General features: G+C 68.7%; 23 protein-coding genes. 12 read left to right on the top strand and 11 right to left on the bottom strand.

Features of this window, described 5'->3' with window-relative positions:
- The first annotated feature begins 40 nt into the window (after positions 1–40).
- Positions 41–940: a copper chaperone PCu(A)C domain-containing protein gene (locus QTH87_RS06845; RefSeq protein ID WP_353506141.1), complete on the top strand. Its 900-nt coding sequence runs from the start codon at positions 41–43 to the stop codon at positions 938–940.
- A 12-nt stretch (positions 941–952) separates the two neighbouring features.
- A complete protein-coding gene (locus QTH87_RS06840) occupies positions 953–1,603 on the top strand; it encodes a trimeric intracellular cation channel family protein (protein ID WP_286607910.1) in 651 nt (216 codons plus the stop codon).
- Here QTH87_RS06840 and QTH87_RS06835 read toward each other — a convergent pair.
- Complete coding sequence (locus QTH87_RS06835; RefSeq protein WP_286607907.1) at positions 1,600–2,304, bottom strand: Crp/Fnr family transcriptional regulator; 705 nt, start codon at positions 2,302–2,304, stop codon at positions 1,600–1,602. The two genes, QTH87_RS06840 and QTH87_RS06835, sit on opposite strands and share 4 nt — an antisense overlap.
- Positions 2,305–2,447: 143 nt before the next feature.
- On the opposite strand from QTH87_RS06835, the gene QTH87_RS06830 reads away from it, so the two are divergent.
- On the top strand, positions 2,448–2,903 hold the full coding sequence (locus QTH87_RS06830; protein WP_286607906.1) for a hypothetical protein: 456 nt from the start codon (positions 2,448–2,450) through the stop codon (positions 2,901–2,903).
- Positions 2,904–2,948: 45 nt separating this feature from the next.
- Here QTH87_RS06830 and QTH87_RS06825 read toward each other — a convergent pair whose 3' ends face one another.
- From QTH87_RS06825 to QTH87_RS06815, 3 genes are all read right to left on the bottom strand, one after another.
- Positions 2,949–4,460: a tripartite tricarboxylate transporter permease gene (locus QTH87_RS06825; RefSeq protein ID WP_286607904.1), complete on the bottom strand. Its 1,512-nt coding sequence runs from the start codon at positions 4,458–4,460 to the stop codon at positions 2,949–2,951.
- A gap of 1 nt (position 4,461) precedes the next feature.
- Positions 4,462–4,995, bottom strand: a complete 534-nt coding sequence (locus QTH87_RS06820; RefSeq protein WP_286607903.1) for a tripartite tricarboxylate transporter TctB family protein — start codon at positions 4,993–4,995, stop codon at positions 4,462–4,464.
- 173 nt (positions 4,996–5,168) lie between these two features.
- On the bottom strand, positions 5,169–6,128 hold the full coding sequence (locus tag QTH87_RS06815; protein ID WP_286607901.1) for a tripartite tricarboxylate transporter substrate binding protein: 960 nt from the start codon (positions 6,126–6,128) through the stop codon (positions 5,169–5,171).
- Positions 6,129–6,240: 112 nt separating this feature from the next.
- Between QTH87_RS06815 and QTH87_RS06810 the strand changes: the two genes are divergently transcribed.
- Genes QTH87_RS06810 through QTH87_RS06795 form a run of 4 tightly spaced genes read left to right on the top strand, consistent with a single transcriptional unit; the run spans position 6,241 to position 9,632 of the window.
- Positions 6,241–6,924: a response regulator transcription factor gene (locus tag QTH87_RS06810; RefSeq protein ID WP_286607900.1), complete on the top strand. Its 684-nt coding sequence runs from the start codon at positions 6,241–6,243 to the stop codon at positions 6,922–6,924.
- On the top strand, positions 6,921–8,336 hold the full coding sequence (locus QTH87_RS06805; protein ID WP_286608053.1) for a sensor histidine kinase: 1,416 nt from the start codon (positions 6,921–6,923) through the stop codon (positions 8,334–8,336). Before QTH87_RS06810 ends, QTH87_RS06805 begins: the two co-directional genes overlap by 4 nt.
- A gap of 3 nt (positions 8,337–8,339) precedes the next feature.
- On the top strand, positions 8,340–8,768 hold the full coding sequence (locus QTH87_RS06800; protein WP_286607898.1) for an RNA-binding S4 domain-containing protein: 429 nt from the start codon (positions 8,340–8,342) through the stop codon (positions 8,766–8,768).
- A 57-nt stretch (positions 8,769–8,825) separates the two neighbouring features.
- Positions 8,826–9,632, top strand: a complete 807-nt coding sequence (locus QTH87_RS06795) for a PPK2 family polyphosphate kinase (RefSeq protein ID WP_286607897.1) — start codon at positions 8,826–8,828, stop codon at positions 9,630–9,632.
- A gap of 10 nt (positions 9,633–9,642) precedes the next feature.
- Here the strand turns inward: QTH87_RS06795 and QTH87_RS06790 are convergent, their stop codons facing one another.
- From QTH87_RS06790 to QTH87_RS06765, 6 genes are all read right to left on the bottom strand, one after another.
- Positions 9,643–9,810 (bottom strand): hypothetical protein, encoded by a 168-nt coding sequence (locus tag QTH87_RS06790; protein ID WP_286607896.1) that lies wholly within the window; start codon positions 9,808–9,810, stop codon positions 9,643–9,645.
- Positions 9,811–9,844: 34 nt separating this feature from the next.
- Positions 9,845–10,060, bottom strand: a complete 216-nt coding sequence (locus QTH87_RS06785; RefSeq protein ID WP_286607894.1) for a hypothetical protein — start codon at positions 10,058–10,060, stop codon at positions 9,845–9,847.
- Positions 10,061–10,139: 79 nt separating this feature from the next.
- Positions 10,140–10,907 carry an SOS response-associated peptidase gene (locus QTH87_RS06780; RefSeq protein WP_286607893.1) on the bottom strand — a complete coding sequence of 256 codons (768 nt, stop codon included), beginning with the start codon at positions 10,905–10,907 and terminating at the stop codon, positions 10,140–10,142.
- Positions 10,908–10,999: 92 nt separating this feature from the next.
- Positions 11,000–11,719 carry an MgtC/SapB family protein gene (locus QTH87_RS06775; protein WP_286607892.1) on the bottom strand — a complete coding sequence of 240 codons (720 nt, stop codon included), beginning with the start codon at positions 11,717–11,719 and terminating at the stop codon, positions 11,000–11,002.
- A 66-nt stretch (positions 11,720–11,785) separates the two neighbouring features.
- A complete protein-coding gene (locus tag QTH87_RS06770; protein ID WP_286607889.1) occupies positions 11,786–12,760 on the bottom strand; it encodes a magnesium and cobalt transport protein CorA in 975 nt (324 codons plus the stop codon).
- Complete coding sequence (locus tag QTH87_RS06765; protein ID WP_286607887.1) at positions 12,754–13,005, bottom strand: hypothetical protein; 252 nt, start codon at positions 13,003–13,005, stop codon at positions 12,754–12,756. Before QTH87_RS06765 ends, QTH87_RS06770 begins: the two co-directional genes overlap by 7 nt.
- On the opposite strand from QTH87_RS06765, the gene QTH87_RS06760 reads away from it, so the two are divergent.
- The 4 genes from QTH87_RS06760 (at position 12,997) to QTH87_RS06745 (ending at position 17,226) form a co-directional block, all read left to right on the top strand.
- Complete coding sequence (locus QTH87_RS06760; RefSeq protein ID WP_286607886.1) at positions 12,997–14,031, top strand: putative 2-aminoethylphosphonate ABC transporter substrate-binding protein; 1,035 nt, start codon at positions 12,997–12,999, stop codon at positions 14,029–14,031. The two genes, QTH87_RS06765 and QTH87_RS06760, sit on opposite strands and share 9 nt — an antisense overlap.
- A 10-nt stretch (positions 14,032–14,041) precedes the next feature.
- On the top strand, positions 14,042–15,109 hold the full coding sequence (locus tag QTH87_RS06755; RefSeq protein WP_286607884.1) for an ABC transporter ATP-binding protein: 1,068 nt from the start codon (positions 14,042–14,044) through the stop codon (positions 15,107–15,109).
- Entirely contained in the window at positions 15,106–16,839 is a 1,734-nt protein-coding gene (locus QTH87_RS06750; RefSeq protein ID WP_444812746.1) for a putative 2-aminoethylphosphonate ABC transporter permease subunit, read from the top strand. The genes QTH87_RS06755 and QTH87_RS06750 overlap by 4 nt, the downstream gene beginning before the upstream one ends.
- Before the next feature lie 225 nt (positions 16,840–17,064).
- The gene (locus QTH87_RS06745) at positions 17,065–17,226 is read left to right on the top strand and encodes a hypothetical protein (protein WP_286607882.1); all 162 of its coding nucleotides are present in this window, start codon (positions 17,065–17,067) and stop codon (positions 17,224–17,226) included.
- Here the strand turns inward: QTH87_RS06745 and QTH87_RS06740 are convergent.
- Positions 17,210–17,491 (bottom strand): hypothetical protein, encoded by a 282-nt coding sequence (locus QTH87_RS06740; protein WP_286607880.1) that lies wholly within the window; start codon positions 17,489–17,491, stop codon positions 17,210–17,212. The two genes, QTH87_RS06745 and QTH87_RS06740, sit on opposite strands and share 17 nt — an antisense overlap.
- A 266-nt stretch (positions 17,492–17,757) precedes the next feature.
- On the opposite strand from QTH87_RS06740, the gene QTH87_RS06735 reads away from it, so the two are divergent.
- On the top strand, positions 17,758–18,681 hold the full coding sequence (locus QTH87_RS06735; RefSeq protein ID WP_353506144.1) for a LysR family transcriptional regulator: 924 nt from the start codon (positions 17,758–17,760) through the stop codon (positions 18,679–18,681).
- Positions 18,682–18,845 lie beyond the last annotated feature (164 nt).

Here is an 18,845-nt window from a genome sequence, read left to right as displayed (position 1 = left end):
TTCCTGCCCTGTCCTCAACTGACTAAAGAGGAGCCTTTCAATGAACACCCCCTTCACCCTCCGCACCCTCGCCGCCTGCGCCGCGCTCTGCAGCACGGCCGCCATGGCCCACGTCACGCTGCCGCCCGGCGGTGCCGCGGCCGGCAGCGACTACGACGCCGCCTTCCGCGTCGGCCATGCCTGCGCCGATGCCAAGTCCACCACGGGCATCCGGGTGCAGCTGCCCGAAGGCTTCACGCTGCTGCAGGCGCAGCCGCGCGCCGGGTGGAAGCTCGCGTCGACCCCGCGCGAGGTCAGCTGGCAGGCCGAAGGTCCGCAGGCCGCGCTGCCCGGCAGCGAGCGCGCCGAGTTCGTCGTGCGCGGCAAGCTCACCGACAAGCCGGGTGCGCTCTACTTCAAGGTGCTGCAGAGCTGCGACGTCGGCAGCGCCGACTGGGCCCAGCTGCCGGTCGCCGGATCGAGCGAGAAGCAGGCGCTGCCCGCGGCCCGCCTCGACGTGCTGGCGCCCGGCGTGGCCGCGGTCGACGTGCGCGATGCGTGGGTCCGCCAGACCGTGCCTGGGCAGAGCGGCACCGGCGCCTTCATGAAGCTCACCGCACCGGCCGGCGCGCGCCTGGTCGGCGCCTCGACGCCGGCCGCCGGCATCGCCGAGGTGCACGAGATGAAGATGGAAGGCGACATCATGCGGATGCGCGAGCTCAAGGACGGCCTCGCGCTGCCGCCGCGGCAGACGGTGGAGCTCAAGCCGGGCGGTCTGCACGTGATGCTGATGGAACTCAAGCAGCCGATCGCCAAGGGCTCGACCATTCCGCTCACGCTGCGCTTCGAGGACGCCAGGGGTGCCAAGAGCGCGCTGCAGGTCGATCTGGCCGTCGGGGCACCCGCAGGAGCGGCCGCCGCGGCTGCGCCAGAATCGCACGGCCACATGCATCACAACTGATCCGCCCTGCCCATGCCCAACCTGCCGCTCTCCACCGTCCTTTCGCTCTCGAACGCCCAGATCGTGATCGAGATCGCGGCCACCGTGGCGTTCGCCATGTCGGGGCTGCTCGAGGCGGCGCGCAAGCGGCTCGATGCCATCGGCGTGGTGATGGTCGCGGGGCTGACGGCGTTCGGCGGCGGCACCCTGCGCGACGTGCTGCTCGACCGCCGCCCCTTCTTCTGGGTCGAGCATTCGAACTGGCTGTGGCTGCTGCTGGCGGTGTGCGCCTGCGCGATGGCCTTCCTGCGCGCCCAGCATTTCGCGCCCACCGAACGCGCGATGCAATGGCCCGACGCGCTCGGACTCGGGCTGTTCACGGCCACGGGCACGCAGATCGCGCTCGACGCCTCGATGCCGGCGATCGTCGCGGTGGTGATGGGCATGATGACCGCGGCCTTCGGCGGCGTGCTGCGCGACATCGTCTGCAACGAGATCCCGCGCGCCTTCAGCGACCACCAGCCCTACGCCATCTGTGCCTTCGTCGGCGCCTGGGTGATCGTCGTCTCGGAAGCGTTGCAGGCACCGGACTGGCTGGTCCTGACCCTCGGCGCCGGAACCACGGTGCTGTTGCGCATGCTCGCCATACGCACCGGGTGGAAGCTGCCGGGCTGGCGCGCCTAGGAGAAGCCGCGCACCTCGGCCACCAGCGCCGCCAGCCGCTCGACGTCGGCCACCACGAGCGCCTTGCCCTCCTTGGCCAGCAGGCCGTCGCGACGCATCGCATTGAGTTCCCGCGTGACCTGCTCGCGGTTGGTGCTCACGCGGCTGGCCAGCTCGACATGGGTCGGCGGCGGATCGAGCCGCGCGCGGTTGTCGGCAATTCCGGCGACCCGGGCCAGCCTCAACAGCTCGGCATGCACGCGGTTCTGCACGCCGAGCGTGCTGAGGTCGATCACACGCTCGGACAGCTGACGCACCATCGCCACGAGGTGGCGCATCACGCGGCCGGCGACCGCGGGCTCGTCGCGCAGCAGTTCGAGAAAGGCTTCGCGGTCCAGGCTGGCGACCAGCGTGGGCGTGAGCGTGACCACGTCGGCCGAGCGCGGATGACCGTCGATGGCCGACAGTTCGCCGAAGTGTTCTCCTTCCTGCGTATCGCGAAACGTGACCTGGCGTCCATTGGGCGAGTATGAGGTCACGCGCAGCGAGCCCGAGACCAGGAAGTAGATGTCGCTGTTGCGCTCCGATCGCAGCAGCACGGGCGTGCCTGCAGGCACGCTCTTCCATCGGCAGCGCTGTGCGAGGCGGTCGAGCCGTTCGACCGAAAGGCCCTGCAGCAGCGCGACCTGTTGCAGGCCGAGGCTGGAGCGCTGGGGCGCCATGACGACCTCCCGAGGCAGTGACGACGAATCGCGGAAAGCCGTGCGTAAACGCACAGCGTCGAAGGCGATGGACCGTCACAGTCGAGCCCTGTGAAGACCGCGATGTCCGCGGCCTCGCATCCACAGCCAGAGGAGATTTCATCATGAATGCAAGACAAGTTCTCGCTGTTTCCGCATTGGCGCTGGCGAGCGCCGCAAGCTTCGCGCAGACCGTGCCGGCCGAACAATGGGTGGGCGCGCCGATCGCCGCCACGACGAGCATGACCAGCCGCTCGGCCGTCGCATCCGACTACATGGCGAGCCGCAGCATGGCGAGCGCTCCGGCCGAGCTTCGCGTCGGCCCGGCCGATGCCGGCGTGGGCGCCGCGAGCCGCGCCGAGGTCGCGGCCGACCGCAATCTGTGGATCCGCTCCGGCCTGAGCCAGGTCGCGAACCGTGACGATTTCGATCCGACCAGCGCCGCCTACCGCAAGCAGGTCGCCACCTACCAGAACCTGCGCAACGGTCCGCAGTACATGGCCGAGGTGCAACGCGTGAAGAGCGGCAGCACGCGCGTGACGACCAGCGCACAGTACGGCACCGGATCGAGCGCCAACTGACGAGGGCGGCGCCGGCGAGCCGCCGCAGCGCAGCCGCAGCCGCGATCAGGCGGCCGCGGCCGCCCGCCTCTCGCTGATTCGCTTGGCGACGCGCGGCAGCACCATCACGGCCACGATGATGACCACCAGCGCGATCGACATCGGGCGCTGGAAGAAGACGGCCGGGCTGCCTTCGCCGATCGACATCGCGTTGCGGAGCTGGGCTTCGGCCAGCGGCCCGAGGATCATGCCCACCACCACCGGCGCGGTCGGGAAGTCGTAGCGCCGCATGATCACGCCGAGCACGCCGATGGCGTAGAGCAGCACCAGGTCGAAGGCGCTCTGGCGCATGCCGTAGGCACCCACGGTCGCGAAGATGAGGATGCCCGCATAGAGCTGCGGCTTCGGGATCTTGAGCAGCTTGACCCACAGCCCGACCATCGGCAGGTTCAGCACCAGCAGCATCACGTTGCCGATGTAGAGCGAGGCGATCAGTGCCCACACCAGCGCAGCCGAAGTGGTGAACAGCTGCGGACCGGGCTGGATGCCGTAGTTCTGGAAGGCGCCGAGCAGGATCGCGGTGGTGTTCGAGGTCGGGATGCCGAGCGTGAGCAGCGGAATCAGCGCCGCGGTCACGGTGGCGTTGTTGGCGGCCTCGGGGCCGGCCACGCCCTCGATCGCACCCTTGGTGCCGAACTCGGCCCTGGCGTCAGCGTCCTTGGCGAGCTTCTTCTCGGTCGCGTAGCTCAGGAAGGTCGGGATCTCGGTGCCGCCGGCCGGGATGCAGCCGAAGGGCGTGCCGATCGCGGTGCCGCGCAGCCAGGCCGGGATCGATCGCTTCCAGTCGCGCGCGCTCATGTGGACGCGGCTCAGCTTGTTCTGGCCCTCGACCACCTTGCCCTCGTACAGCACGGCATAGAGAACCTCGGCCACGGCGAACAGGCCCACCGCCACCAGCACGATCTCGATGCCGTCGAGCAGTTCGGGAATGCCGCCGGTGTAGCGGCCCTGGCCCGAGATCTGGTCGAGCCCGATGCAGCCTGCCGCGAGGCCGATGAACAGCGCCGTCATGCCGCGCAGCGTGCTCTTGCCCAGCACCGCGCTCACCGTGGTGAAGGCCAGCAGCATCAGGAGGAAATACTCGGGCGGTCCGAGCTTGACCGCGAAGTCGGCCACGAAGGGCGCGAACAGCGTGACGATCACGGTGGCGATGGTGCCGGCCACGAAGGAGCCGATTGCCGCGGTGGCCAGCGCTGCGCCCGCGCGCCCGCTCTTGGCCATCTTGTTGCCCTCCATCGCGGTCACCATGCTGGCGGTTTCGCCGGGCGTGTTGAGCAGGATCGAAGTGGTCGAGCCGCCGTACATGGCGCCGTAGTAGATGCCGGAGAAGAAGATCATCGAGGCCGTGACATCGACCTTGCCGGTGATCGGCAGCAGCATCGCGACCGCCACCGCCGGGCCGATGCCCGGCAGCACGCCGACCGCCGTTCCGAGCGCGCAGCCGACCAGGCACCAGAGAAGGTTCGCGGGCGTGATCGCCAGCGCGAAACCGTGCATCAGGGCATTGAAGATTTCCATGTCAGATCCAGCCCGTGCTCGTCAGGCCCGGAAGGTTGATGGCCAGGAATTTCGTGAACATCCAGAACACCGGCGCCGCGATCAGCGCACCGGTGAGCAGGTCGACCAGCCACGTGCGCGGCGAGTTGACGCCGCCCTGCCCGCTCGCGCGGCGCAGGCCCTGCACCGCCAGCACGTAGCACAGCGTGCAGCTCAGGATGAATCCGATCGTGGTGATCAGTGCCGCGTTCAGCAGCAACCCCGCCGACACCCAGACGAAGCCGGCCCAGTAGGCCTTCGGGGCACCGGTGGGCGTGTCCATCTCGCGAAAGCCGCCGGTGCGTGACTCCCAGACGATCCAGGCACCGCAGACGGTCAGCGCGATCGAGACCAGCCAGGGCAGGAAGTTGGGGCCTACGCCACCGTAGCCGGCCTCCGAAGAGATGCCGATGGCACCGAAGGCCAGTGCCAGGCCGGTGACCAGCACGCCGACGCCGACCAGCGTCTGGGGCCAGATCGCAGGCGGCTCGATGGACAGTGGGTCGTTGTTCGACATTGTTCTGACCTCGCAGACAGTGAATGATTTCGCACCGGCCGGCCCGGTGGGAACCGGTTTGGCGCCGGGCCGCCAGCGCGGCGGAGTCCGCGCTTCGCACGGCGGGGCGGTCTGCTGCTTCCACCTCGGAGGGCATCGACCCCCACGAAGCGGGGAAGCGCGGAGCCGGTTCCTCAGACCATGCCGGACTTGACCATCGTCGCGCGCAGGCTCGCGAACTCGTCGTCCACGAACTTGGCGAAGGCCTCGCCGGACAGCACCGCGGGCGTCCAGTCGTTCTTCTTCAGGGCCTCGGCCCAGTAAGGCGTCTTGAGCGCGGCCAGCACCAGGTCGGTCAGCGCCTTGCGCTGTTCGGCCGTGATGCCGGGGGCGCCGTAGACGCCGCGCCAGTTGCCGATCTCGACATCGATGCCCTGCTCCTTGAGCGTCGGCACGCTGCTGCCGGGCAGGCGCTGCGCCGAGGTGACCGCGATCGCCTTCATCTTGCCGGCATTGATGTATTCGGCGAACTCGCTGAAGCCGCTGCCGCCGACCGTGACGTTGCCGCCCAGGATGGCGGCCGTCGCCTCGCCGCCGCCGCGGAAGGCGACGTAGTTGATCTTGGACGGATCGACACCGACCTTCTGCGCGATCATGGCCGCCGCGATGTGCTCGGTCGAACCGCGCGAGCCGCCGCCCCACTTGACGCTGCCCGGATCCTTCTTGAGCTGCTCGACCACGTCCTTCATCGACTTGAGCGGCGAATTCGACGGCAGCACGAAGACGTTGTATTCGCTCGTGAGGCGTGCGATCGGCGTTGCCTGCGACAGGCTCACGGGCGGCTTGCCCGTGATGATGCCGCCCAGCATGACCGCGCCCATGATCATCATCGCGTTCGGGTCGCCCTTGGAGCCGTTCACGAACTGGGCCAGGCCGAGCGCACCGGCAGCGCCGCCCTTGTTGTCATAGGTGACGGTGTCGGCCAGCTTCGCATCGGTCATCGCCTTGCCCAGCGCGCGCCCCGTGGTGTCCCAGCCGCCGCCCGGATTGGCGGGGATCATCATCTTGATGTTGGGAGCGGCCCAGGCCGACAGGGGCAGGGCGCCGGTGGCGGCCAGTGCGGCCAGGGACTTCAGAAAGGTATCGCGACGCATGCATGTCTCCTTGAAACGGAAAAGCTGAGAGGAAGCTGACGCCGCTATGATGCGCCGCCCCGCTGTCAGTTGGCTGTCCGCGGCACTGGGGTAAACACCGAAAATTCCCGGCATGAAGTTGCTGTTGATCGAAGACGACCCGTCGATGCAGACCACCCTGCAGCGCAGCCTCGGCCGGCGCCAGATCGACGTGCGCCTGTGCGGCGACGGCGCGCTCGCACTCGCCCAGTGGCAGGCGCTGGAGCCCGACGTGGTGGCACTCGACCTCAGCCTGCCGGGCCTCGACGGCCTGCAGGTGCTGGCGCAGGCGCGCGCCGCCGGCCTGCGCACGCCGGTGCTCTTGCTGACCGCGCGCGGCACGGTCGGCGACCGCATCGTCGGCCTCAACGCCGGTGCCGACGACTACCTGCCGAAGCCCTTCGACCTCGACGAGCTCGAAGCCCGCATCCGCGCCCTGAACCGTCGCCACCAGAGTGCCGGCACCAACGAGGGCGCGCCGCGCCTGCCCGAGGTCGGCGGCCTGCGCTACGACCCCGACAGCGGCGCCATCTACCACCGCGCCGAGGTGCTCGAACTCACGCCGCGCGAGCTCGCGCTGCTCAAGGCCCTGATGGTCAAGCCGGGCCATGCGGTCGGCAAGGAGCGGCTGTTCGAGCTCGTCTTTCCGGGCGAATCGGAGGTGCAGTACGAGGCGGTCGAGGTCGTGGTCTATCGCTTGCGCAAGAAGCTGGCCGCCACCGGCGCCACGCTGATGACGCTGCGCGGCCTCGGCTACCTGCTGCGCGAAGAGGGCTGATGCGCGCCACCTCGCTGCGCGCCCGGCTGCTGCTGGGCATCCTGCTGCCGGTGGCGCTGTTCGTCGTGGTCAACAGCGTGAGCCTGTACCGCCAGAGCCTGGCGGCCGCCACCACCGCCTACGACCGCACCCTGCTGGCCTCGGCCAAGACCATCGGCGAGCAGCTCGACGTCGACGGCTACGACGACGGGGCCTCGCTGCACGCGATCGTGCCCTACTCCGCGCTCGAGGCCTTCGAGGCCGACAACCAGAGCCGCATGTACTACCGTGTCTCGTCGCTCGACGGCGAGATGGTGTCGGGCTTCGCCGAGCTGCCGTTCTGGCGCGGCCGGCTGCCGGACCGCCCGCCGTACGCGGCATTGGTCGACTTCTACGACGCCGAGTTCCGCGGCATGCCGGTGCGCGTGGCCGTGCTGCTGCAGCCGGTGGCCAGCGCACGCGGCCGCGGCATGGCGGTGGTGCAGGTGGCCGAGACGCTCGAGCTGCGCGAGACCCTTGCGCGCAAGCTCCTGATCGACACGCTGTGGCGCCAGCTGGTGCTGATGGCCGTGATCGCAGCGATCACGATCGTGGTCGTGCAGTTCGCCACGCGACCGGTGCGCGCGCTCGGCGAGGCGATCCAGGCGCGCGCCGACGACGACCTGTCGCCCATCGACGCACCCGATGCGCCGCGCGAGCTGCGTCCCCTGATCGATGCCACCACGCAGGTCATGGGCCGGCTCAGGCATCTGCTGGACCACCAGAAGCGCTTCGTGCGCGACAGCGCCCACCAGCTACGCACCCCGCTCGCCGTGCTCAAGGCGCAGGTGCAGTCGGCGCGCCGCGGTGACGTGCCGCCGGCCCAGGCGTTCGGCGAGATCAACGAGACCGTGGACCGCGCCACGGCCCTGGCCAACCAGATGCTGTCGCTGGCCAAGGTCGAGCAGCTGCGCCAGCAGCCCGAGTCGGCCAGGCTCGACCTCGCCGAGGCAGTGCGCGCGGTGGCGCTCGACCTGTCGCCGCTGGTGGCGGACAAGGCGCTCGACTTCGAGCTGCGCGAAGCCGGCGTGCCGGTGCCCGTGCGGGCCCATCGCTGGATGCTGCAGGAACTCGCGCGCAACCTGCTGCACAACGCGATCAAGCACAGCCCGCCCGGCGCGACGCTGGTGATCGAGGTCCGGCTCGACGGCGATGCCGCGGTGCTGCGCGTCGCCGACCAGGGCCTGGGAATCCCCGGCGAGCTGCGCGAGCGGCTGTTCGCGCCCTTCGCTGCCGGCGACGTGGCCAAGGGCTCCGGCCTCGGTCTTGCGATCTGCCGCGAGATCGTGCTGGCGCTCGGCGGCAGCATCGCACTCGACAACCGGGAATCCGGCGGACGGACGGTCGGCCTGGACGCCGTCGTGCGCCTGCCATTGGCGCGCGACAATCGCTGAAACATGGACCGCCTTCGCATCGACAAATGGCTCTGGGCCGCGCGCTTCTTCAAGACGCGATCGCTGGCTGCGGAGGAGATCGGCAAGAACCGCGTGCAGGTCAACGGCGACGTCGCCAAGGCCTCGCGGGAGGTCAAGGCCGGCGACACCGTCACGCTGCGGCTGGCCGGCGGCCTTTCGCGCGAGGTGCGGGTGCGCGGCATCAGCGGCCAGCGCGGGCCGGCGCCGGTGGCGCAACAGCTCTACGAGGAAACGCCCGAGAGCCTTGCCGCGCTCGCGGCCGCGCGCGAGCAGCGCCGGGTCGGCAGCGAGCCGGCGCTCAGCATCGTGCAGGGCCGGCCCACCAAGCGCGACCGGCGCGATCTCGACGGCGCCCGCCATGCCGACTGGGACAACCGCTGGAGCGCCACGCACGATCCCGACGACGCCTGACACGCGCGCCGGGCCAAACGCGTACCCTCGAGCTTTGAGCAAGGAGACCTCTCGCCCATGGCCAGCTTCAAGACCTACCGCGTCGACAGCAAGTTCAAGCTGTCCCGCATCGACCCCGGTGCCAAGCCATTCCTCGAGGGCTCCGAGGCAGCACAGCGCCAGGAGCTCGACACGCTCGCGATCGAGCTCGACCGGCTGCAGAACCTGCTGCACGCCGAAGGCCGGCGCAAGCTGCTGCTGGTGCTGCAGGGTCTGGACACCAGCGGCAAGGACGGCACCGTCCGCTGGGTCTTCTCGCGCACCTCGCCGCTCGGCGTCAAGGTGACGGCCTTCAAGGCGCCGAGCGCGGAAGAACTCGCGCGCGACTACCTCTGGCGCTGCCATGCCGTGGTGCCGCGCAACGGCGAGATCACGGTCTGGAACCGAAGCCACTACGAGGACGTGCTGGTGCCCGTCGTCGAAGGCTGGATCGACAAGGAAAAGACGCGCGAGCGCTATGCGCAGATCAACGACTTCGAGCGCCTGCTGACGCAGACCGGCACCGTGATCGTGAAGTGCATGCTGCACATCAGCAAGGACGAGCAGCGCGAGCGCCTGCAGGCGCGCATCGACGAACCCGACAAGCACTGGAAGTTCTCGATGGACGACCTCGCGGTGCGCAGGAAGTGGGACGCCTACCAGCAGGCCTACGAGAAGGCGTTGGCCGCGACCTCGACCGACGAGGCGCCGTGGTACGTGGTGCCCGCCGACAGCAAGCTGCACCGCAACCTCATGATCGCGAAGCTGCTCGTGAAGACCCTGAAGGACATGAAGCTCGCGGTGCCGCCCTCCGACCCGGCGCTCGAGGGCCTGGTCGTCGAATGAACCGGGGCGCTCAGAATCGAGGCACGATGCCGTAGGCGATGATGGCCAGGAACCCCACGATGCCGACCATCATGAGCGCCGGGCCCCAGCGCCGCTCGCGCCATGCAAAACCCACGGTCATGATGGCTGCGAAGACGATCGCGACGACGAAGGCGGATTCCAGGGTGAGTTCGGGCATGCGCGGATGTTAGCCCGCGCAGACGGTCGCGCCCCTACCAGAAGCGCCACCAGGGTGCCTTGGGCTTGACCTGGGGCAAGAGTTCGAGCGGTCCGCTCATCGAGGGCGTCGATCCCAGCCGTCGCCGCAGCTCCGCCTCCATCGCCTGCGCGATCTCGTTGGCCTGTCGGTCACCCTGCCGCGCACGCATGCGCCACACGTAGGCCGACGAAGCGAGTTCCTCGTCGTCGAGGCCGTCCAGTGATTCCATCGCAGCATTCTGCCGAACGGCCGGAGGCTTTCCCATACGCCAAGTGGCCGGTTGACGGGGCGCCAGGCGCCCTGCTGCTTCAGAACAGGCCGGGCTGCTCCGGCGGCGCCGTGGCAGGCGATGCGACGGCCTGGCGCGCGGCCTTCGGCGGCTTTGGAGGCAGGGGCTCGGCCACCATCGCGAGCCGGTCGGCCGGGAACTGGTTCATGAAGCTCATCGCCTGCTGCACCGGCGCGTCCAGCCATTCCTCGTACCGGGCCTCGGGCAGGATCACGACCATGCGCTTGTCCTGCTGATCGGCCGCACGGCTGGCGTCCGGCCTGTGCATGTGCCGGAACAGCGGATGGTCGTCGGCATTGATCGTCAGCATCGTGAAGCTGTTCACCCATGCACCGGTGGCCGGGTCCTTCCAGGGCGCCCACAGGCCGGCCACGCCCAGCATGTCGTCGTTCGCGGCGGTGAAGCGGGTCGGCACGTGCGAGCCGGAACGCCAGTCGGGCTCGTAGATCGCCTCGCACGGCACGATGCAGTGCCGGGCCCGGGCCCAGGCGTGCTTGAAGCTCGCGAGCTGGTCCACCGTCTCGACGCGCGCGTTGTAGGTGCGCAGGCCGAACTTCAGGTCCTTCGCAAAGCCCGGCAGCAGGCCGAAGCGGCCCTCGACTACCTCGAACGGCGGCACCGCCTCGTCGCCCGATTCGCGCTCGGGCGGTCGGCGGATGAACGGCGCCAGCTGCGTCGGATAGACGTGCAGGCCGCCCGGCGGCGGCTCCCAATCGGGCGGAAGGCGGATGCCGAAGCGCCGCTCGATCTGCTTGCGCCGCTTCTCGGCCTGGTAGTGGCTGCACATGGTGATCTGCAATGTAGCGCGATCGCGAACGAAGGGAGACGGCAGCTTTGCGCAGCAGCCGGCCTGGCGCGCGCCGCATCGGCATCCGACGACTATCCGTCCTGCGCGCTGGCGCTCCAGAACGCATGCGTCACGCCGGGCATCTGCTCGACCCTCTCCATCACTGCATCGAGCTGTTCCGGGACGACGGAGGTCGCATAGAGGATGGCCTGGATATGCACGTCCTCGCGGCCGAAGGGAATCTGCTCGACATGGCGCGCCGGGTATCCGTCTGCCTCCAGCCATTCGATCAGGCGGTCATGCACGACGGCGCGCTCCCGGCCGTGGCAGATCACCTGCACGGTGTAGCTGGACTCGCGGCTTTCCTCGTCCAGCGGGTTGCGGTTGATGCGGTCGGCCACCGGTCGCAGCAAGGTGTTGGCGGCCAGCACGAACGACGCCGCGACGAAGGCTTCGACGATGCGGTCGGCGCCGGCACAGGCACCGACCGCGGCCGAGCCCCAGAGGGTGGCCGCGGTGTTGATGCCGGTGACGTTGATGCCCTCCTTCATGATGGCGCCGGCGCCGAGGAAGCCGACGCCCGACACCACGTAGGCGATGACCCGGACCGCCCCCTCGTTGCCCGTCAGCCCCTGGGCCAGGTCGACGAACACGGCCGCACCCACCGCCACCAGCGTATTGGTCCGAAGGCCTGCCGTGCGCTGGCGCACCTGACGCTCGAGCCCGATCAGGCTGCCGAGGACGAAGGCGGCCCCGACGCTGACCAGGGTGTCGAGGATCGACTGCGGATTGAAGTAATGCAACGCTTGCATCGCGCGATTGTGCACATGGATTCGTGACACCCGCGGCACCCGCGCCGCGGCGGCGAGCGGCAGCGCCTATACCCACCCTGCCCGACGAAACCGGTAGTACAGGTAGCCGCACACGCTGGCAATGAGCAGCAGCGCGGCCGGGTAGCCGTAGCGCCATTTCAGCTCCGGCATCTGATCGAAGTTCATGCCCCAGACGCCGACGAACGCGGTGCAGACGGCAAAGATGCTGGCCCAGGCCGCCAGCCGCTTCGTCACTTCGTTGTCCTCGATCGTGACCATCGAGAAATTGACCTGGATCGCCGTGCCGATGGTCTCGCGCATGCCGTCGATCAGGCCGTTGATCCGCAGCAGATGGTCCATCACGTCCCGGAAGTACTCCTGGGATCCGACGCAGATCTGCGGCACGCGGCCCCCGTGCAGCTTGCCCGCGCCCTCCAGCAGCGGGGCGACGGCACGCTTGAGCACCAGGGTGCGCTGCTTGAGGTCGTACAGCTGCTTGATGCTTTCCCGCGCGGCACCCTTGTTGAAGATCTGCTGCTCGATCCGCTCCAGCTCGACCTCGAGGGCGTCGATGATCGGGAAGTAGCGATCGACCACCGCATCCATCAGCGCATAGAGCACGAAGCCGGAACCGTGGCGCAGCAGTTCGGGTTCGCGCTCGCAGCGTGCCCTGACGCCGAGGAAGCCCTGCCTGCTGCGGTTGCGCACCGACAGGATGTAGTTGGGGCCGACGAAGACATCGACCTCGCCGACGCTGAAGGCGCCGGGCTGGTCCGGCTCGGGTTCCAGCAGGTGCATGACCACGAACAGCGACGTGCCGTACTCCTCGATCTTCGGGCGCTGGTGACCGTGCTGCGCATCCTCGACGGCCAACTCGTGAAGACCGAACTCTTCGCGCATCTCCTCGAGTTCGGCGGGCGACGCATCGGCGAGCGCCACCCACACGAAGCAACCGGGCCGCGCGATGAACTCGCTGATGTCGGCCACCGGGATGTCCGCCAGCTTGGAGCCGTTGTCGTAGGCGACGCAATTGATCAGCATGCGATGCAACGAGACGAGGTGAACTGAAGGTCGTCGCGGCCCGGCAGCCGGGTGGCGTCTGGTTTTTTCTTCGGCATGGCGTCCATTCTGATCCCGAATCGCCTCGGGATTCCCGGCGCGGCATCGGCCGCGGCGCCAACTGACAAACGCCTGTCATATCCGCTGCGGATGATCCGCAGGTTTTGCGTGGCGCCGGAAGGCGGGCGCGCACCTGCCATCACTTTCAGAGGAAATCCATGTTGCATCGCACTCTTCAATGGGCACTGCCTGCCGCCTTGCTGACCATCGGCCTGGGCGCATCGGCCCAGGGCCGGACCGAACTGCTGGTCTACACCGCGCTCGAGGCCGACCAGGTGCAGGCCTACAAGTCGGCCTTCGAGAAGGACAACCCGTCGATCGAACTGAAGTTCGTGCGCGATTCCACCGGCATCGTCACGGCCAAGCTGCTGGCCGAGAAGGCCAACCCGCAGGCCGACATCGTCTGGGGCCTGGCCGCCACCTCGCTGATGCTGCTCGACAAGGAGGGCATGCTGCAGCCCTACGCGCCGAAGGGCCTGGAAGCCATCAAGCCGTCGATGCGCGACAGCGCCAACCCGCCCAAGTGGGTCGGCATGGACGTGTGGTCTTCCGCCCTGTGCTTCAACACGGTCGAGGCACAGAAGAAGAACCTGCCCAAGCCCACGAGCTGGGCCGACCTCGCCAACCCCGTCTACAAGGGCCAGATCACCATGCCGAGCCCGGCCGCCTCCGGCACCGGCTACCTGATGGTCTCGGGCTGGATCCAGATGATGGGCGAGGAGAAGGCCTGGCAGTACATGGACGCCCTGCACCAGAACATCGGCATCTACAGCCAGTCCGGCAGCAAGCCCTGCCGCCAGGCCGGCGCCGGCGAGTTCGCCGTCGGCATGTCCTTCGAGTACCGCGCCAACAAGACCAAGCGCGACGGTGCGCCGATCGACATCGTGCTGCCGAAGGAAGGCCTCGGCTGGGACATGGAAGCCACCGGCGTGATGAAGACGACGAAGAAGCCCGAAGCCGCCAAGGCGCTGGCCGACTGGGCCGTGACCAGGCAGGCGAACGAGCTCTATGCGAAGAACTTCGCCGTGCTCGCGCTGCCGGGCATCCAGGAGAAGCTGGAATTCGTGCCTGGCGACGTCGAGAAACTGCTGGCCAAGAACGACTTCGTCTGGGCCGCCGCCAATCGCGACCGCATCCTGACCGAATGGTCCAAGCGCTACGAGTCGAAGTCCGAGAAGAAGGCGCCCCTGTGACGATCCGGGCATGACGAGCTTCCTGTCCCTGCGGGGGATCGACAAGTCCTTTGGTTCGACGCGCGTGCTCGACGGCATCGACCTGGATGTCGAGCCCGGCGAGTTCGTCTGCCTGCTCGGGCCCTCGGGCTGCGGCAAGACCACGCTGCTGCGCATCGTCTGCGGCATCGAGCGGGCGGATCGGGGCCAGCTGCTGCTTGGCGGCCGGGACATCGCCAACCTGCCGCCGGCCGCACGCGGCTTCGGCGTGGTGTTCCAGTCCTATGCGCTCTTTCCGAACCTGACGGCGAGCCGGAACATCGCCTACGGCCTGCAGCGCAACGGGGCGCCGGCGCCGGCCATCGCGAAGCGCGCGGCCGAGATGCTCGACCTGGTCGGCCTTGCGGCGCACGCCGACAAGTATCCCTTGCAGCTCTCGGGCGGCCAGCAGCAGCGCGTGGCGCTGGCACGTGCCCTGGCGGCGAATCCGCGCCTGCTGCTGCTGGACGAACCGCTGTCGGCACTCGACGCACAGGTCCGCGCCAGCCTGCGCAGCGAGATCCGCGCACTGCAGAAGCGCCTGGGCGTGGTCACGATCATGGTCACGCACGATCAGGAAGAAGCGCTCTCGATGGCCGACCGCGTGGTGCTGATGCACGACGGGCGCATCGAACAGGCCGGCACGCCCGACGCGCTCTACCACCGGCCACGCACGCGCTTCGTCGCGAGCTTCGTGGGCCGCATGAACATGCTGCGCGCGACCGTGCTGCCCGACGGCCGCATGCGCGTGCGCGACAGCGAACTGCTCTGTTCGCCCGGCGATCTCGGCGTGGGCAAGCAGGCCACGCTGGGCATCCGGCCGGAGCAGGTCGTGGTGCGGCGCTTCGGCGACGACCTGGGCACCAACAGCTTCGCCGCGCGCCTGCTGGACACCGAGTTCTTCGGCAATCGGACCGCGGCTCGGCTCGCATGCGAGCCGCTCGGCATCGAGATCGAGGCCGACCTCCCCGCCGACCACCGCCACGGGCCGGCGCTGGTGCCCAGCAGCATGGTGCACATCCAGCTGCCGCAGCACGCGCTGTCGGTGCTGGCGCATTGAGCGCCCGCCCCGAGGCCACGCCCGTGTCGACGATCATCGCCGGCCCGACCGATCTTCCCCGCCCGCTCGGCGCCTTCGACCGCGAGCGCTGGCTGACCGGCGCCGGCGTCGCCCTGGCCGTGGCGGTGCTGATCGTGATCGTCGCGCTACCGGTGGGCGCACTGGTCGGCCAGAGCTTCTTCGATCGCGCAGGCGCATTCGTCGGCCTTGCCAATTTCGCACGCTACGTCGACAACCCCGCGCTGCTCCGGTCGGCCTTCAACAGCCTCTGGATCGCGGCCCTGAGCGCGGTGCTGTGCACCGGCATCGCCTACGTGTATGCCTACGGGCTCACGCTCTCGTGCATGCGCGGCAAGGGCCTGCTGCGCGCGATTGCGCTGATGCCGCTGCTCGCCCCCTCGCTGCTGCCGGCGATCAGCCTGGTGTACCTGTTCGGCAACCAGGGCGTCTTAAAGGGCCTGCTGGGCGATGTGTCGATCTACGGCCCGCTGGGGATCGTGCTCGGCTCGGTGTTCTGGACGCTGCCGCATGCGCTGCTGATCCTCACCACCGCGATGGCCACGTCAGACGGCCGCCTGTACGAAGCCGCGCAGACACTGGGTGCGTCGCGCTGGCGCATCTTCCGCTCCGTGACCCTGCCCGCCTCCCGCTACGGATTGATCGTGGCCGGCATGGTGGTGTTCGTTCTGGTCATCACCGATTTCGGCGTGCCGAAGGTGGTCGGCGGACAGACCAACGTGCTGGCGACCGACATCTACAAGCAGGTGGTGGGGCAGCAGAACTTCCAGATGGGCGCGGTGGTCGGCCTGGTGCTGCTGATACCGGCCGTGCTGTCCTTCCTGGTCGAGCGCCGCGTGCGCCGCCGGCAGGCGGCGGCCCTGTCCGCACGCGCCACGCCGCATGTGCCGGAGCCCGTTGCGATGCGCGACCGCGCCCTGCTCGCGGCCTGCCTCGTGATCGCCCTGTGCATCGTGGTGATGATCGGCATGGCGGTGTTCGCCTCGCTGGCGTCCTACTGGCCCTACAAGCTCACGCCGTCGCTCAGGAACTACGACTTCAGCAACATGGACGGCGGTGGCTGGGACAGCTACTTCAACTCGCTGCGGCTGGCCCTCGGCGCCGCGGTGGCAGGTGCGACCGCCACCTTTCTCTCGGCCTACCTGGTGGAAAAGCCGCGCCACTTCGCGCTGGGCCGCGAAGCCCTGAACCTGCTGGCCAACCTGCCGCTCGCCGTGCCCGGGCTGGTGCTGGGCGTGGGCTACATCTTCTTCTTCAACTCGCCGTCGAATCCCCTGCGCGGGCTGTACGGCGGGATGGCGATCCTGGTGATCTGCACGGTCGCCCACTTCTTCTCGGTGGCGCATCTGACCTCGCTCACCGCGCTGCGCCAGCTCGACCGCGAGTACGAACTGGTCGCCGAATCGATGGGCGTCCCCTTCTGGCGCACGCTGTGGCGGGTGCACCTGCCGGTGGCCCTGCCTGCCGTGCTCAACGTCGCGGGCTACTTCTTCGTCAACGCGATGACGACAGTGTCGGCGGTGGTGTTCCTCTATTCGCCTCAGACCACCCTGGCGGCGATCGCCGTGCTGAACATGGACGATGCGGGCGACGTGGCGCCAGCCGCGGCCATGGCGTCGCTGATCATGGTCACGGCCGCCATCGGGCGCGGCCTGTTCGCGCTGGCGGGTCGATCGGCACTCGCCCGGACCCAGGCCTGGAGAGACCGATGAGCATGACGCAACGCCAGAGCTTCGACCTCATCGAAGCGAGGCTGGCCCGAGACGAAAGGCCGCCAGCAGCCAGCTGAGCCGTCCGCGCACCGGCCGCCAGCAAATCTCCGGTCCGGGGAATGCGCGGCACGAAGCCTTCAGCGCGCACCTCCGCGCGCGGTCCGGCCTTATCCGGCCTGAACCTGAGTCTGTGCCGCGCTGGCGAGCATCCAGGCAATCGCGGTGGTGGTGATGATCCTGAAGATGGGCGAGCTTTCCATGTCGATCCTTGTGCGCTTCCGGCCGCACGATGCAGCCGGCGTCGGCACGAGCGTATTCGCCACAGATGGCGGCGCGATGACGCACCCCGCCTGGCGCCCCGGGATTCCGATCAGTTCGCGCCGTTGATCAGACGCAGCCAGCTCGGGAATTCGCGATCGAATTCCAGGGGCGTGATCTCGGCAAGGTGATCGCATGCGGCGTTCGGAAGCGCCACGCTCATGTCCCTGTGCCAGACCACGACGCCGGCAAGGCGACGCACCAGGAAGCGCTGTTCCCGCGGCACGGGAAACTCCGACACGTGGTGCGGAAGCCGCTCCATCACGACGCGCCGCCGCACCTCGGTCACCCAAGGGCCGTTGCGCTCCTCCCGGATGCAGCTTGCCTGGCCCATGCGCCATTGGAGGCTGAGCGCCCAACTGACCAGGCAGACGACGATGAACGATACAACCAACATCCGATTTGGGGCGTAAGTGCTTCGTGCGAAAGAGAAAAAAGCAGGTGAAAGCCAAGCGTATGCCTCGCGGAGCGGTACCGCAATAGCCCGAACGATCGGTCGTGGCAACTTTCCAACGCAACAGGATGTTTCGCCTTCGCGGTGCCGTCTGCCACCCCCCACGCCGACCGGCCGCCGCTGGATTACAGTCCTCCGCGCGGCCAATCCCGACCCGACGGAGCCTCACCCTGGATCTGCGCGACCTTCAATACTTCGAAGTCATTGCCGAGCTCGAGCACATGGGGCGGGCGGCCGAGCGCCTGCATCGCACGCAGCCCGCATTGACGAGCTGCGTGCGGCGGCTCGAGGAAGCCTGCGGCGCCGCCCTCTTCGAGAAGACCGGCCGCGGCATCCGGCTCACCACCGCCGGCAAGGCCCTGCTCAAGTGGGCGCAGCGCACGCGCTTCGATGTCGAGAGCGCCCGCCGCGAGATCGGCGACATCGGCCGCGGCCTGACCGGCAACATCAAGGTCGGCATCGTCCCGACGGCGGCGCAGTTCCTGTTGCCCCCCGCCGCACGCGACCTGATGCGCGAGGCACCTGGCGTCACCCTGCGTACCACGGTGGCGCTGGTCGACGTCCTGAAGCCGCTGCTGCGCGCCGGCGACATCGACCTGATGGTCGGCACGGAGGCCCCCGCGGAAGCCGGATACGCCTCCCAATACCTGGCCGAAGACGTCATCGTGGTGGCCGCTGCCGAGTCGCACGCCATCTTCGACAAGCCCAGGCCCGGCCTGAAGGACCTGACGGGCCATCGATGGGTGCTGCAGCCGCCCGGCGCGCCGACCCGTGACTGGCTCGACCAGACCTTCGATCGTCACCGTCTCTCGCGGCCGCTGGTGCAGGTCGAAAGCACGATGCTGCTGATGCTGCCGAGCCTGATCGGCGAGACGGGCCTGCTGAGCTTCATCTCGCGGCTGCATCTCCAGGCCGGCCGATCGGGTGCCGCGTTGCGCGAGGTGAGGCTGCCTGCCACGACCATGCGCCGCCGCATGGTCGTGACCTACCGCGACAGCGGCTACATCTCTCCTGCGGCCCAGCGCCTGATCGACTTGCTCGCGAAGTACGCCGTCGAACCGACGGCCTGATACCCCAAGCCAAATCTATCGATCTGAAAAAACTATCGATTGGACTGTATGGGCTGCGGCGCGAATACTTGGCCTCACTGAACGCACCGCTCGCAATCTGGCGAAGCGGGCCGAATGGAGACAAGACATGCAACACCGCGCTTCCACCGCCACGGCTTCGCGCC

This window comes from Variovorax jilinensis (assembly GCF_030316885.1).
GTDB lineage: Bacteria > Pseudomonadota > Gammaproteobacteria > Burkholderiales > Burkholderiaceae_C > Variovorax > Variovorax jilinensis.
The sequence above is the reverse complement of the archived record's forward strand: the minus strand, read 5'-3'. Positions and strand labels throughout refer to the sequence as shown.

Bases quoted from the DNA above. Each gene is read 5' to 3' on its own strand.
- QTH87_RS06845 (WP_353506141.1), top strand. From the start codon at position 41: ATGAACACCCCCTTCACCCTCCGCACCCTCGCCGCCTGCGCCGCGCTC.
- QTH87_RS06840 (WP_286607910.1), top strand. From the start codon at position 953: ATGCCCAACCTGCCGCTCTCCACCGTCCTTTCGCTCTCGAACGCCCAG.
- QTH87_RS06835 (WP_286607907.1), bottom strand. From the start codon at position 2,304: ATGGCGCCCCAGCGCTCCAGCCTCGGCCTGCAACAGGTCGCGCTGCTG.
- QTH87_RS06830 (WP_286607906.1), top strand. From the start codon at position 2,448: ATGAATGCAAGACAAGTTCTCGCTGTTTCCGCATTGGCGCTGGCGAGC.
- QTH87_RS06825 (WP_286607904.1), bottom strand. From the start codon at position 4,460: ATGGAAATCTTCAATGCCCTGATGCACGGTTTCGCGCTGGCGATCACG.
- QTH87_RS06820 (WP_286607903.1), bottom strand. From the start codon at position 4,995: ATGTCGAACAACGACCCACTGTCCATCGAGCCGCCTGCGATCTGGCCC.
- QTH87_RS06815 (WP_286607901.1), bottom strand. From the start codon at position 6,128: ATGCGTCGCGATACCTTTCTGAAGTCCCTGGCCGCACTGGCCGCCACC.
- QTH87_RS06810 (WP_286607900.1), top strand. From the start codon at position 6,241: ATGAAGTTGCTGTTGATCGAAGACGACCCGTCGATGCAGACCACCCTG.
- QTH87_RS06800 (WP_286607898.1), top strand. From the start codon at position 8,340: ATGGACCGCCTTCGCATCGACAAATGGCTCTGGGCCGCGCGCTTCTTC.
- QTH87_RS06795 (WP_286607897.1), top strand. From the start codon at position 8,826: ATGGCCAGCTTCAAGACCTACCGCGTCGACAGCAAGTTCAAGCTGTCC.
- QTH87_RS06790 (WP_286607896.1), bottom strand. From the start codon at position 9,810: ATGCCCGAACTCACCCTGGAATCCGCCTTCGTCGTCGCGATCGTCTTC.
- QTH87_RS06785 (WP_286607894.1), bottom strand. From the start codon at position 10,060: ATGGAATCACTGGACGGCCTCGACGACGAGGAACTCGCTTCGTCGGCC.
- QTH87_RS06780 (WP_286607893.1), bottom strand. From the start codon at position 10,907: ATGTGCAGCCACTACCAGGCCGAGAAGCGGCGCAAGCAGATCGAGCGG.
- QTH87_RS06775 (WP_286607892.1), bottom strand. From the start codon at position 11,719: ATGCAAGCGTTGCATTACTTCAATCCGCAGTCGATCCTCGACACCCTG.
- QTH87_RS06770 (WP_286607889.1), bottom strand. From the start codon at position 12,760: ATGCTGATCAATTGCGTCGCCTACGACAACGGCTCCAAGCTGGCGGAC.
- QTH87_RS06760 (WP_286607886.1), top strand. From the start codon at position 12,997: ATGTTGCATCGCACTCTTCAATGGGCACTGCCTGCCGCCTTGCTGACC.
- QTH87_RS06765 (WP_286607887.1), bottom strand. From the start codon at position 13,005: ATGCAACATGGATTTCCTCTGAAAGTGATGGCAGGTGCGCGCCCGCCT.
- QTH87_RS06755 (WP_286607884.1), top strand. From the start codon at position 14,042: ATGACGAGCTTCCTGTCCCTGCGGGGGATCGACAAGTCCTTTGGTTCG.
- QTH87_RS06740 (WP_286607880.1), bottom strand. From the start codon at position 17,491: ATGGGCCAGGCAAGCTGCATCCGGGAGGAGCGCAACGGCCCTTGGGTG.